The sequence below is a fragment of the Sphingomonas leidyi genome, from assembly GCF_011761945.1.
Lineage (GTDB): Bacteria > Pseudomonadota > Alphaproteobacteria > Sphingomonadales > Sphingomonadaceae > Sphingomonas > Sphingomonas leidyi.
Genome location: NZ_JAASQV010000001.1, coordinates 1,981,435 through 1,995,712 on the forward strand (window position 1 = coordinate 1,981,435; position 14,278 = coordinate 1,995,712).

At 67.9% G+C, this 14,278-nt stretch carries 6 protein-coding genes; all 6 read right to left on the bottom strand.

Features of this window, described 5'->3' with window-relative positions:
- Positions 1-30: 30 nt before the first annotated feature.
- On the bottom strand, positions 31-2,346 hold the full coding sequence (locus FHR20_RS09390; RefSeq protein WP_167299247.1) for a GH92 family glycosyl hydrolase: 2,316 nt from the start codon (positions 2,344-2,346) through the stop codon (positions 31-33).
- Positions 2,343-3,755 (bottom strand): glycoside hydrolase family 125 protein, encoded by a 1,413-nt coding sequence (locus FHR20_RS09395; RefSeq protein ID WP_167299248.1) that lies wholly within the window; start codon positions 3,753-3,755, stop codon positions 2,343-2,345. Before FHR20_RS09395 ends, FHR20_RS09390 begins: the two co-directional genes overlap by 4 nt.
- Positions 3,752-6,283 carry a glycoside hydrolase family 3 C-terminal domain-containing protein gene (locus tag FHR20_RS09400; RefSeq protein WP_167299249.1) on the bottom strand — a complete coding sequence of 844 codons (2,532 nt, stop codon included), beginning with the start codon at positions 6,281-6,283 and terminating at the stop codon, positions 3,752-3,754. Before FHR20_RS09400 ends, FHR20_RS09395 begins: the two co-directional genes overlap by 4 nt.
- Positions 6,280-8,850: a beta-mannosidase gene (locus FHR20_RS09405; RefSeq protein WP_167299250.1), complete on the bottom strand. Its 2,571-nt coding sequence runs from the start codon at positions 8,848-8,850 to the stop codon at positions 6,280-6,282. The genes FHR20_RS09400 and FHR20_RS09405 overlap by 4 nt, the downstream gene beginning before the upstream one ends.
- The gene (locus tag FHR20_RS09410; RefSeq protein WP_167299251.1) at positions 8,847-11,156 is read right to left on the bottom strand and encodes a beta-N-acetylhexosaminidase; all 2,310 of its coding nucleotides are present in this window, start codon (positions 11,154-11,156) and stop codon (positions 8,847-8,849) included. The genes FHR20_RS09405 and FHR20_RS09410 overlap by 4 nt, the downstream gene beginning before the upstream one ends.
- 180 nt (positions 11,157-11,336) lie before the next feature.
- Entirely contained in the window at positions 11,337-14,078 is a 2,742-nt protein-coding gene (locus tag FHR20_RS09415; protein ID WP_167299252.1) for a TonB-dependent receptor, read from the bottom strand.
- Positions 14,079-14,278: the final 200 nt, after the last annotated feature.

Below are 14,278 nucleotides of genomic sequence, written 5' to 3' on the forward strand. Positions count from 1 at the left end.
GCGAGTGCGCGACCAAGCCGGCATCCGGGCTCATGCCGGGAACTTGCCGCCGGACGGCGGGCGATCCTTTGGCGCGCGCCCGAACGCGGGATTGGGCTTCGCGCTCATCGTGAAGCGCAGCGTTCCGCCCCGGACGAGATCGGCATGCGAAATCCAGCTCTTCGACCAGGGACGGCCGTTCCAGCTGACGGCGTGCACATAGGGCGTCGCCGCCGAGTTGCCGGGCGCCTCGATGGTGAGCGTGCGGCCCTGGGCCAGGGCGATGCTGGCGCGCGCGAAGAGTGGCGAGCCGAAGACATAGACCGCCTCGACAGGGTCCACGGGATAGAATCCCAGCGCCGAGAATATGAACCAGGCGCTCATCTGGCCGCAATCGTCATTGCCGATAATGCCCTTCGGCGCGTTCTGGTACATTTCGGTGCAAAGCCGGCGAACCATTGCCTGCGTCTTCCAGGGCGCGCCCGTGAACGCATAGAGATAGGGCGCATGCTGGTCCGGCTCGTTGCCATGGGCGTATTGCCCCACCAGCCCCGCAATGTCGGGCGGCGCATTCGCCGGCAGGGTCGACGGTGCGTCGAACAGCGCATCGAGCTTCGCTTCGAAGGCGGCATCGCCCCCCATGTGCGCGATCAGCCCATAGACGTCGTGCTGGTTGAGGAACGTCGCCTGCCAGCCATTCGCCTCGGTATAGTCGCGCCACCAGGGCTTGGGCATGTGCCCGAGCTGGATCGGATCATAGGGCTGCCACCAGCTGCCATCGTCGAACCGCGGACGAGCGAAGCCGATCTTGCCGTCGATCACGTTGCGCCAGTTCCCGGAGCGTCTGCGCAGCCGCTCCGCATCCTCCCCCGCCCCCACCGCGCGCGCGAGATGCGAGGACGCCCAATCGTCATAGGCATATTCCTGGGTCCGGCTCACGCTCTCGAAGACCTTGTCCGCCGGCACATATCCCTTGGCATCGTACAGGTCGCGGCCGAGGCTGTTGTCCTTGTCGGGCGCGGAGAAGTCGAAGCTGCGACGCCGGATCGCCGGCCATGCCGCGGCATAATCGGCGGAAATGCCCTTGGCCTGTGCCTCGGCGAGAGGCACCACGCCGTGCCAGCCGATCATGGTGCCGGTCTCCTTGCCCTGGAGCGGCCAGACGAGCGGGCCGAAGGGCGACTGCGCCGTCTGGCGGATTAGATCGTCGACGAAGTGCTTGCTCCGCTCCGGCGCGACAAGCGTGAGCAGCGGCAGCTGCGCGCGATAGACGTCCCAGAGCGAATAGCTGCTATAGGCAGCGGCATCGGCCGGCACTTGCTGGATCTTCCCGTCGAGCCCCGGATAGCGGCCATCGACGTCGGAAAGCAGCGTGGGCGCCAGCAGCGCGTGATAGAAGGCGGAAGCCATGACCACGCGCTGGTCCGGCGTGCCGCCCTCGACCGCGATCCCGCCCAGAGCCGCATTCCACCGCGCCGCCGCCGCGTTCCGCACCCGATCGAAATTCCAGTGCGTCGCGTGCGGCGCCAGGTTCGCCCGGGCCCCGGCGACGTCCACCGCCGAGATCCCGCAGCGGATCAGGATCGGCGCCGCGCCGGCATCGTCATAGAACAGCGCCGCCTTGACGCGCTTGCCGGCGACACGCTCGGCGCCGGCCGGCTGCTCGGCATCCTCGTCGCCATAGAATGCGATGCGATCGGGCTTGCGGGAGAATTGCATGGCGAAGAAGATCCGCCGCCCCTTGGCCCAGCGGAACACGCGGCGGCCGCCGGTAAGCGTGCCGTCGGCATCGAGGGCGAGATGCGCGTCGTCGACGAGCCACCCCTGGTCCGACTTGTCGCGAATCATATGCGACAGGTCGATCAGGATATGGCCGGGGCCCTTGGGGAAGCTGTGGCGATGCCAGCCGGTGCGCTCGGTGACGGTGAGCTCCGCCTGCACGCCGCTCTCGAGCGTCACCCGGTAATAGCCCGGCTCGGCATGCTCGGCGGAGAAGCGCTGGCGATAGCCGGCATCCGGATCGGCGAGCGGGCCCGGCAACAGATGCAGCGGCCCCCGGGTCGGCACCACGAGCACGTCGAGCATGTCGCCGATGCCGGTGCCCGACAAATGCGTGTGGCTGAAGCCCATGATCGAGGTGTCGCTGCGATGATAGCCCGAGCAGGTATCCCAACGCTCGACATCGGTGTCCGGCGAAAGCTGAACCATGCCGAACGGCAGCGTGGCGCCGGGATAGGTATGGCCATCGCCGCCGGTGCCGATGAAGAGGTTGGGCGTTGCCGGCGCGATCGCCGGGGCGGGCGGCAAGGCCGCGGCAACGGTCCCCAGGGCAGTGCCGGCGAAAAGCTGGCGGCGCGACAGGTTCATAGCGGTTCCTTCAATATCTGCGGGCGCACATCCGCCAGATGAACGATCAGCTCGCCGAAAAGGCCGTTGGCCCAGGCGAACCATTTGCGCGTGAAGATCGAGGGATCGTCCTTGTCGAAGGCTTCGTGCACGAAGCCGGTATCCGCATCCGTGTCGCGAAGCGTCTTCAGGCATCGCCGGATCGTCGCGTCATCCCTCGCGCTCAGCGCGCGGACGATCAGCGACATCGGCCAGACCTGGCCGCTTCCGACATGCGGCCCGCCAATGCCTTCGGCGGCGCGCCCCTTGAAGAACCAGGGATTGGCCGCGCTCCATGCCGCATCCGCCGTCCTGCGCCACAATGCGTCGTTCGGCTTCGCGCAGCCCAGATAGGCCAGGCCCGAAAGCGACGGGACATTGGCATCGTCCATGAAGACCGCATTGCCATAGCCATCGACTTCATAGGCCCAGACGCGCCGGCCGTCGGGCAGGCGCATGGTGCCATGCGCGCGCAAGGCGGCGGACACTTCCACGGCAAGCGCCAGGGCTTCGGCCGCGAGCGCAGGATCGGGGCGCGCTTCGGAACATAGCTCCGCCAGTTCGCGCAGCGCGGCAACTGCGAACAGGTTGGACGGGATCAGGAAGGGATAGAGGCAGGCATCGTCCGACGGACGGAAGCCGGAGTGGATCAGCCCGATCGGCCGCGTGGGATTGCCGGTGCCCCACAGCAAGGTCTCGGTCGGCTGCGGCGCCTGGCGGCGAAAGCGATAGGGGCCCGGATTCGACTTGCGTTGCTGCTCGCGAAAGGTGCGCACGATCGCCCGCATCGCCTGGGCCCAGGTCGCATCGAAGGGGCGCGTATCTCCGGTCGCGCGCCAATATTGATGGCCCAGCCGGATGACGTAGCAGAGCGAATCCACTTCCCATTTCCGCTCCGCGACGCCCGGCTTCATCTCGGTATCGTCGTCGACGGCCCAGGAAAGGCTGGTCCGCGCCAGCGGATCCTCCATGAACGCATTGGCATAGGGATCGATCAGCACCGACCGCGCATGCCGCGCGATCAGGCCGCGCAGGAGCATGGCGAGCCTGGCATCCTCCCTGGCCAGGTGGAGATAGGGCTTCATCTGCGCCGAGGAGTCGCGCAGCCAAAGGCAGGGGATGTCCCCGGTCACCACGAAGCTGTCCTGCTCGCCGGCACGCATGACCGTCGTGTCGAGCGTATTGGGCCAGGCGTTGGCGAACATCCAGGCGAGCTTGGGATCGCCGATCCGGGACGACACGCGCGCTATCTCGCGTTCCACCGCCGGGCTCGTGAAGCGACGCTCGCTTATGGGAGGGCGTTGCGAGGCGAAGGACGGGGCCATGGCCCAGGACGGGCGCGGCGCGGCGAACGCCAACCCCGCGCCAAGCATGCTGCGCCTGTCCATCATTTCGGGAGTTCCCGTGCACTGCCCGAAAGGATCGCCTCGACCCATTGCCCGGGTCCGTCGCCGGGCTGGCCGCCGCCGATCCAGACACGATATTTCCCCGGCAGGACGCGCCGGGTGCCGTCGCGCGCGACGCTCGACAAGCCGCGCGGATCGATCGCCAGGGAAACCGTCCGCCCCATGCCCGGCGCGAGCGACACGCGCGCGAAGCCAGCGAGCTGCCGTTGCAGGACGGGATCGGTCATCGTCGGCGCTTCGTCCTCGGCAGGCGGCACGACATAGGCCTGAACCACTTCCTCGCCCGGACGGCTCCCGGTATTGGCGACCCGGACGGTGACGGTCACGGGCTCGCCGGCCTTGCCGGCCCGCGCCGCGGCCCCGGAATAGTGGAACCGGGTGTAGCTGAGGCCATGGCCGAAGCCCCAGAGCGGCTGCCCGGTGAAATAGCGATAGGTACGCTCCTTCATGCCGTAGTCGATGAAGGCAGGCAGGTCGCCGGTCGAACGATAGAAGGTCACCGGCAGGCGCCCGCTGGGATTGTTCGCGCCGGCCAGCGTATCGGCCAGCGCCGTTCCCCCCGCTTCGCCGGGATACCAGAGCGCGAGGATCGCATCGGCCTGGCTCGGGTCCACCGACACGGCGCTGCCGCTCGCCAGGACGAGCACCATCGGCTTGCCGGTCGCCCGGATCGCCTCGACCAGGCGCGCCTGGGGCTGGGGCAAGCCGATGTCGGTGCGATCGCCGCCGACAAAGCCCGGCACCTGGACCTGCAGCGCCTCGCCTTCGAGATCGGGCGAGAGGCCGACGACCACCACTGCGACTTCCGCCGCCCTTGCCGCCCCAACCGCTTCGGCCAGCAGCGGCTCGGCCGGCGGCAACCAGAGGAGACGGATGCTCTCATCCTCGCTGCGATGATCGAGTTCGAGCGCGATCGGCTGGGGCGATCCGTCGCTGTCGATCGTCAGCTCCACGCGCCCCTTGGGCAGCGCTCCCGCATGGAGCACACGCCCGCCCAGGGCGAGCGTGGCCGTGTCGTGCAGCGTGCAGTCCTTCCAGCACTGGGCCTGGTCGAGCACCAGGCGGTAGCGGCCGGGGCCCGGCGGCGCGAAGCGCCCGGTCCAGCGGCCGCGCCAGCCGGTGACCGGAACGCCGGGGCCGGGCGCGGCGCGGTTGAGGTCCAGGTCGATCCTGGGTTCGGTGCGTGCCAGGACCGTCTTGCCATCGACCTGATATTCGGCGTGCAGGTCCCGCAGCGCGGTACCCGGCATCACCACCGGCGCGCCCTCCGCGAGGATCGAGCCCTGCGCATAGGAGACGCTGGCGAAGCGCTGCCGCAGGCCGGCCAGCGGCGTGACGGGATCTGCGGCGGTGCCGTGATAATTGCCCTGCAGCACGCCCAGATCGTCGGCATTGGCGCCGATGACCGCCAATCGGGTACGCGGATCGAGCGGCAGCAGCCCATGTTCGTTGCGCAGCAGCACGATCGACTTGCGCGCCGCTTCGAGCGCGACCGCGCGGTGGCCCGGCGTCGCGACTTCTTCCGGCCGGATGGCGGACCAGGGCGAGTGCGCGCCAAAGGCAATCCCCAGGTCGCGCCGCGCCGACAGAACCCGGACGAGGGCGCCATCCACTTCGGCCTCGCGCAGCAGGCCCTGGCGCACCGCGGTGGGCAACGCGCCATAGGCGGAGCCGCAATTGAGGTCGGTCCCGCCCGTCAGCGCGGCCGCGGATGCCGCGGCCCCGCCCAGGCGATAATGGTGGAACAGATGGATGTTGGCGACGGCATCGCAATCGGAGACGGAGAAGCCCTGGAACCCCCAGTCCCGCCGGACCCGTTCCACCATGAGCGACGGCAATGCGCAGACGGGGACCCCGTGCACGGCGTTGTAGGCGCACATCACCGATCGGGCCTTGCCTTCGGTGATCGCCATCCGAAAGGCGGGGAGATAGGTCGCCTCGAGATCGCGCGGCGAGGGATCCACGTCGAAGCCGTCGCGACCCGCCTCGGGACCGCTGTGCACCGCGAGGTGCTTGGGCGTGGCGATCACCTTGGGCGCGCGCGGATCGGGGCCCTGCAGGCCGCGGATGAAACCCACGGCCAGGCTGCCGCTCAGATAGGGGTCCTCGCCATAGGTTTCCTGCCCCCTGCCCCAGCGCGGATCGCGGAAGATGTTGATATTGGGCGACCAGATCGTCAGCCCTTCATAGATGCGGCGATCGGAGCCGGCCGGCCGCGCATTGAAGCGCGCCCGCGCCTCGGTGGACACCACGTCGCCCACCCGGCGCAGCAGATCGGCATCCCAGGTCGCCGCCAGCGCGATCGCCTGGGGAAACACCGTGGCCGGCCCGTTGCGCGCGAGGCCATGCAGGCCTTCGTTCCACCAGTCATAGGCCGGCAGCCCCGCCTCGGGCGCGGCGGGTGCCGTCGACTGGAGCTGCGCCGCCTTCTCCTCCAGCGTCATCGCCGCGACTGCCTCGACGACCGGATCGGGCGTAACCGGCGCGGCCTGGGCGAGCAGAAGCCAGATCATCGCGCAAGGCTCCTCAGGGTCAGGGCGCGGGCAAGCGCCGCGCGGCCGGCCCGCGACGCGATGGTGACGGTCACGGTCTCGCCTGGAAGCAAGTCGAATCCATTGTCGCTCGGCTGGGCAGCGATCGTACCGAAGTCGAGCATCACCGCGCGGGCGAGCCCGGTGGCCGACAGCGTGAGGCTGTCACCGCTCCAGCGCGCCTGCAGGCCCGGCGCGGGATAGGCCATCTCCCCGGGCGGCGCGCGCTCGACGATGGTGCGATGCACGACTTGTCCGCCGATCAGCAGCTCGGCCACCGCGAAGCTGGCGCGGGCCGGCGCGTCGCGGAACAATGCGGCATCGTCGATCCGTGCGACTTCGGTTGCTGCCAGCGGCGGCAGGTCGATCGCGGCGGCCCGCTCCCCGAGCGGCTGCCCGTCCATCGTCATCGCGCGCACGCGCCAGCGCGCCGCGATCGGCGCGGTCGCATCGGACACCAGGGTGACGCGCGTCGCCGCGTCCTTGTGCTCGGCGACGATCGCCTGGGGCGCGAAGAAGCGCCGCGCGGCGAAATGGAGCAGCTTCCAGCGGCCGGCATGGTCGATGCTCGACCAGGAAATCCCCGGCCAGCTGTCGTTGAGCTGCCAATAGAGCGATCCCATCGTCACCTGCCGGCAGGCACGGTGATGGAGCGCCGCCATGCCGATCGCCTGGGCCTGGTTCACCTGGCTGAGATAGACGAAATCGGCGAAGTCGCGGGCGGGGCGCAGACGCTGGTCGATATAGAATTGGAGCCGGGCATTGCCCTCCCCCGCCAGGAATTTCTGGTGCGCCTTGAGGACCGGGCTGTCGGGCGCCAGCGGCCCTTCCCCGGCAAATTCGCGGATCGTCGCGAGCCCGGGCATGGCCTGGAAGCCATATTCCGACATGAAGCGCGGGCAGGAATCGAGATAGCGCTCGAAGGGCTTGGATCCGGACCAGACATCCCAGAAATGCCGGTCGCCGCTCGCATCGGTGTCGACGGGCCCCCGATAGTCGGTCGAGGGCGAGCCCGGCCAATAGGGAATCCCCGGCGCGTTGCGCGTCACTGCGTCGCGCAGCACCCGGTCGAACAGCACCGCCATGCCGACGCCGATCCGCTCGCGCTCTTCCGGGCCCACGGCCTGCTTGAAAGCCTTGCGGTCCGACCAGTTCTCCCAGCCCGACAGGACTTCGTTGTTGCCCGCCCACAGGACGATCGACGCATGATTGGCCAGCCGGGCGACCTGCTCGTCGGCCTCCTTCGCCACGCTGTCCCGAAAGGCGGCGTCGGGCGGCGTCACCGCGCCGCCGAACATGAAGTCCTGCCAGACAAGGATCCCGAGCTCGTCCGCCGCGTCGTAAAAGGCGTCGTCGAGATAATAGCCGCCGCCCCAGATCCGGATCATGTTCATGTTGGCCGCCCGCGCATCGACGAGGATCGACCGCATCGTCCCGGCCGATACCCGGGCCGGGAAATTGTCGAACGGGATGAGGTTGGCGCCCTTGGCGAAGATCGGAATCCCGTTGATGCGAAAGCCGAAGGCGCCGCCCTCGCGCAGCAGCTCGACGGTGCGCAGGCCGATGCGGGTGGCGGCGCGGTCCGCGCCTTCCAGCTCCGCTTCGACGCGGTAGAGCGGCTGCTCGCCATAGCCGACCGGCTGCCAGCGCTTCGGATCGGCAAGGGCGACCGGGACGGAGACCAGGTTCCTTCCCGGCGCCAGGGCGATGGAACGATCGACCGTCACGGTCTCGCCGGCCGGCGTCGTCACCACCAACCGCACCCGCCGCGCACCAGGGGCTCCCGCAACCACCTCCAGCCGCACCAGCAGGCGCGCCTCGGCATCGGAAAGCGCCTCCTGCTCGACCCTGAATCGATCGATCCGGGCAGCGTCCCATTGCTCGAGCCGCACTTCCCGCCAGATGCCGGCGGTCACGATGCGCGGGGCCCAGTCCCAGCCATATTGATATTTGGGCTTGCGGATATAGGGCGAGGTCTGGCGCCCCTTCGGCTCGTCCCCGAACGCGCTGTCATACTCTCCGGGAAGCGGATGCGCCTCGGCCAGCACCATCGGCTGGAGCCGCCGTATCGGCGAGGCGATCACCACGGTGATCTCGTTGACGCCCGAACGCAGGAGCGGCTTCGCATCCGCGCGCCAGCGGCGATGGGCATTGTCCGCGGCAAGCAGCAGCGTGCCGTTGACCCGCACTTCGGCAAAGGTGTCGAGACCGTCGAAGACCAGGTCGAGATGGTCGGCCGCGAGCATCGCGGGCGTCACCGTCATGGTCCGCTTCCATTCCCAGTCGGTCAGGCCGGCCCATTGGATCGCGCCCTCGTTGGTGCCCCGATAGGGATCGGGCACCAGTCCGGCCGCGATCAGATCCTGCTGCACGCTGCCGGGCACCGTCGCGGGGATCCAGCGCGCCGCGCGGGGATGCGCCGCGGCGGCCGCCTTGTCCGAAGGCGCGATCCGCACCTGCCAGCCGGTGTCCAGCCGGGTTATCGCCTTCGGCGCGGCGAACGCTCCCGCCGGGGCCAGCGCGAGCAGGAGCGCGGCAAGCCACTTCATTCGCCCTGCTCCATCAGTTGCACCTTCTCGACGGCATAGAAGGGGCCGGAAGTCGGCGCAGTGAACTGGAAGCAGATGTCGCGATCGCCGGCGCCCTTGGGCAGCGCGCCACGGAAGGTAAAGCGCTGCGGCGCCTTGTCGGGATCCGGAAGCGGGAAGGTCCCCGCGACCACCGGCTTCGCATCCTTGTCCGTGCATCCCACCTGCACCACGAGCTCCCCGAAAGGCGTGACGTTATAGTGCGCGCGCACCGCCTTGAAATCATGGGCCAGGCCGTAATGGCGCGGCAGGCGGGCGACATCGACGACGAAGGCGCGCGCGATGTCGAGCGGCGCGGCGGGATAGGCCGTGCAAGTGTCGAACAGGTTCACGTTGAATGCCGGCTGGTTGGCCGTCGCCTCGGAGGCGAGCGGCACGCGCAGCCCGAGCGCGCCCTTGGGACAGGCGACCATTTCGGACGCGGTCCGGGCGAGCAAGGCGGCACGCGTCCCCTCGAAGCGGCGCGGCGCCGCAATCGGCGTGCCGTCCTCGCGGAAGCCGGCCGCGCGGATCGTCGTGCCGAAGGCGATGTCCAGCGGCTGCGCATAGGCGGGCGACGACGCCTGCGGCTCGCTGCCATCGACGGTGTAGCGGATCGCGCCGTACCGGATCTGGCTTGCCAGCGAGAGCCTGACCCTGCCCTTGCGCAGCGCCTCTCCGCGCGTGCCGTCGAGCTTGAAGCCGACCGCGAAGCCGCTGTCCGCGACTTCCACCCCGCCCCGGCGCCAACGCATCATCTGTACGTCGACCCGCGGCACGAAGTCCGCGAAATCGCGACGCTGCCTGGGGGTCCAGCCCATTTCGGCGATCGCGGCGGCGCGCGGAAACAGCATGTGCTGCACCTGATAGGGCGTCACCAGATATTCGCTCCATGCATTGCCCTGGGCACCCAGCACATGGTGCGCCTTGTCGGGCGCGACGCCCGCAGGCAGCGGCTCATAGGCATAGACCGTCTCGAGCGACTGGATGGTGATCCGGCCCGGAGGCTCGTCGCCGCGGTCGCTCTGCAGACTGTCCAGATAGAGTATCGGCGCGGGCGAGAGCACCACGTCGTGACCGGCATTGGCCGCCTCGACCGCTCCCTTCTCGCCCCGCCACGACATGATCGAGGCGGAAGGCGGAAGGCCGCCCTCCAATATCTCGTCCCAGCCGATCAGGCGCCGCCCCTTGCTCGCAAGATAGGCGCCGAACTGGTCGATCAGCCAGCTCTGCAGCGCATTCTCGTCCTTCAGGCCCAGCGCCGCGATCTGCGCCTGCACCGCCGGGCTGCGCTGCCACTGGTCCTTGATGGCCTCGTCGCCCCCGAGATGGATATAGGTCCCGGGAAAGACCGCCATGAGCTCGTCGAGCACCGTCTTGACGAACGCGACGCCTTCCGGACCCGGATTGAGCAGATAGGGATTGACGCCCCAGTCATGGCTCACCGGCGGCCGGTCGCCGAACACGCCGAATTCGGGATAGGCGGCGACCAGCGCCTGGGCATGGCCGGGCAGATCGATTTCCGGCACGATCGTGATGCCGCGCTCCGCGGCATAGGCGACGAGCGCCTTCAGTTGCGCCTGGCTGTAGAAGCCGCCGACCTTGTCGCCAGTCCGACCGCCGGCGGAAGGCGGCAGCCGCCATCCCCCGATCTCGGCCAGCTTGGGATAGCGCTTCACTTCGAAGCGCCAGCCCTGGTCGTCGGTCAGGTGCAGGTGCAGCGTGTTGAGCTTCACTGCCGCCATCTGGTCGACGATGATGTAGAGTTCCTCGATCGGCTGGAAATGGCGGGCGACGTCCACCATCAGGCCGCGCCAGGCGAAGCGCGGCATGTCCTCGATCACGATCCCGGCGATGGTGGCCGGCTGGCCGAAGCGCCCGTCCGGGCTCGCAAGCTGCGCCAGGGTCATCGCGCCCCAGACCAGGCCGGCATCGCCGGACGCGGCAATGGTGACGCCACTCGCATCCACGGTCAGCCGATAGGCCTCCTTCCCCCGTATCCGCCGGTCGCGGACGAAGCGCACCGCCGCCTTGCCGTTGACCTGGACCGGCGCAAACCCGCGGACGGCCTTCAGTTGCGCCGCAAGCAGGCGCGCGGCGGAGGCCGCTCCCCGATCGCCCGGTTCCGTCCCGATCCGCACGTCCGGACCCAGGGTGAAGCTCCCCTTGGCGGGAACCACCGACGCCGGCAGCGGCACCAGCGGCAGGGGATCCGCCGCCGCCACGCCCGGCATGCCGAGCGCCAGCGACGCGAGCAGGATCAGTCCGGCACGACGGCGTTCATTCATCGGGGAAAATCCTTTCCTGCGGCTGCGCCAGGATTCGCAGAGCATGCCGAGACGCACAAAAAGCCGCCCGCAGCGTACCGCGGGCGGCGAGGTTTGAATGCCAGACTTGGAGAGACACCGGCATCAGGGAACACCCAGGTAACGGGGCGCGGCAACGATGCCGCCGCGCCCGGAACGTGCCTACATGCGCAGCGACGCACTCAGCGAATATACGCGACCATTCTTGTACACCGCAGTCGGGAACTTCGGATCCGAACTGTACTGATAATAGGTTTCGTCGAGCAGGTTGGATGCCGAAGCGCTGACCTGCAGCTTGTCCGTCAGGTTGACCGAGACCGACGCATCGAGCTGGCGATAGCCGTCCGTATAGTCCTGCGACTGCTGCCGGCCGAAGCGATAGAAATATTTCGAACGCCGATTGTAGCTGACACGGGCCTGGAATGGCCCCTTCTCGAAATAGGGCACGATCGTGAAGACATCGCGCGAGAGGAACGGAAGGCCGGTCGGCAGGCCCGTATCCGCATCGGTGAAGGTATAGTTCGACTGGATGCCGAAGCCCCAGAACAGATTGGCATTGGCCGTCAGCGAGAAGCCGGTGACCTTCGCCTTGCCGCCGTTGACCGGGCGGGAGATCGAGTAGGTCAGCGTCCGGCCGGTGACGGTGTTCGTCATCTGGACGCCGTCCTGCGTCTCGTTGCCGATATAGTTCGAGACGTCGCGATAGAAGATCTCGGCGGAGATATAGCTCGCCCGCGCGAAATACCATTCCGCCGAGAGGCCGAAATTGGTCGCCGCATAGGGCTTCAGGCCCGGATTGCCGCCGCTGCCGCTGCGCGTGGTGTCGTCGAGCGAGAGCGAGCCGGCAAGGTCCGAATAGCGCGGGCGCGCGATCACCTTGGCGGCCGATCCGCGGAGCATGACGTTCTCGCCCGCCTGGAAGATCAGGTTGGCCGCCGGCAGGAAGCGGTTGTCGTCGGTGGTGACGATGGTCGGCGCGAAGATGCCGCCGCTCTGGACGTAGAATTGCGAGCGGTCGCGCGTGAAGACGTAGCGGCCGCCGATATTGCCCCGGAAGCGGCCCGCTTCGAAATTGGCCTGCACATAGCCGGAGAGGATATTCTCCTTGACCCGGAAATACCGGTCCTTGGCGAGGCCGCGATTCACGTTGATCGTGCCGTATTTCTCCAGCGTCCGCCGGATCGCGTCGCTGTCGAGCGTGGCATAGGGCGTGCCGTTCCCGCTCACGCCCAGGCCGTTGTACAGGTCGGCATCGAGGACATAGGGGTTCAGATCGGCGAGCGTGAAGTTCTGGTTCGTGAACGCGGCGCCGCCAAGGGTGGTGCTGCTGTTGGTGTGGCTGACGTAGCGGGCACCGAACAGGATGCGGTTGATCGGCCCCAGGCTGACATTGCGCGCAATATCCGCCTGGCCGAAGATCTCCGCGTCACGCGTCTTCTCGGCAAAGGTGATGCCGCCGATCTGCCGGCCGAAGAACGGGCGGCCGCCATTGGCCGCGAGCACCGCGGGCTCGCTCTGGTTCTCGCCGCCGAGCGCCGTGAAATTGCTCAGCCAGCGCGACGCGTCGCTCGCCGGGAACTGCCAGTTGACATAGGTATTCTTGCCGTTGGTGCCGGACGTGAAACCCTGTTTCGTGCGGAAGTCGAGCAGATATTCGGGATCCTTGCCGCCCGACGCACGGGTTGCGCCGAAATTGCCCGAAATCTCCCACGCGCCCGGCTTCCAGTCGAACATCAGCGCGATCGAGTCGTTCTTGACGCGGGTCCGGCGGAAATTGGTGTCGAGCTGGCCGGTGGCACCATTGCCGGTGATGCCGGCGAAAGTCGCCGAGGTCACCATCCCGTTCGCATAGGTCGCGCTCTGCAGGAGCGACCCTTCATAGCCATAGGTATATTCGGAGTTCGACAGATTGTCGTAATTGCCGCGAATGACGAGGCCGGTCGCGGTGAGCGTCAGATTGTCGGCCGGGCGGACCTGGAGCGCGCCGGAGAAGCCGATGCGCTCGCGCTCCTGCCGGAAGAATTCGCGGGCGAGGAACGACGCCACCCGCGCCTTGCCGAACTCGGCGATCATCGCCGCGTTCGGCAGCTGGCCGTTCAGCGTCGGACCGCCGGGGACGCGACCGTCCGTGCCATAGATGATGTTGCCCGAGCCGTCGCGCGCATAGCGTTCGAGAAGGGCATCACCGGTACGATACCAATAGACTGCGGAACCCGCCCGGCTGAGCTGCTCCTTGTCGTAATTGACCGCGCCCAGGAAACCGATCGTGTTGTCGGCATTGTGCCAGCTGTACAGCGCCGAGCCGCGGAAGCTGCCGCGCTTCGCCCGGCTGTTATACTCGCCGCCGCCCGTCACCGCGACGGTGTTCGGATCGAGGTCCAGCGGCTTGCGCGTGACGATGTCCACGCTGGCGCCGATCGCGCCTTCCTGAAGCCGCGCCTCGGGGGTCTTGTAGACCACCGCCTGGCTGATGATGGTGGGCGAGAGCAGCGAATAGTTGAACGAGCGGCTGGAGCGATCGGAGGGGTTGCCGCCCCAATCGGCGGAGGCGACGGAATGGCCGTCGATGGTCAAGCGGTTCAGCGCCGGCTCCACGCCCGCGATCGACAGCTGCTCGCCCTCGCCGAACTGGTGGTCGACGGTCACGCCGGGCAGGCGGGCAAGGGATTCGGCGACGTTGCTGTCGGCCAGCTTGCCGACATCCTCGGCGCTGATCACGTCGACGATGGAATCGGCGCGCCGCTTGGTCTCGATCGCGTCCTGAAGACTCTTGCGGATGCCATTGACGACGATCTCGCCGTTCGAACCGTCTTCACGCTGCGACGGCACGGCATCCTGCGCACAGGCAGGCATTGCGGCACAGGTCAGCGCCGTGCCGATCAGGAATTTCAGGCGTAGATTCATTGATATAACCCCCCTCGCTTGCATCGCAGGACTGGCAGCGCCAGCCCAGATTCCCTGCGGATACAGAACGTCTCTCTGACGCCTCTCCTGGTCGATTCTGCCGAATCCAACACCGGGACGCCTTGGGACCAGTGTGTAACCACGAACGAACCAATCACGCAACGGATTTCTGGAAATTTGTTTTGTGTATGAAAATGAAG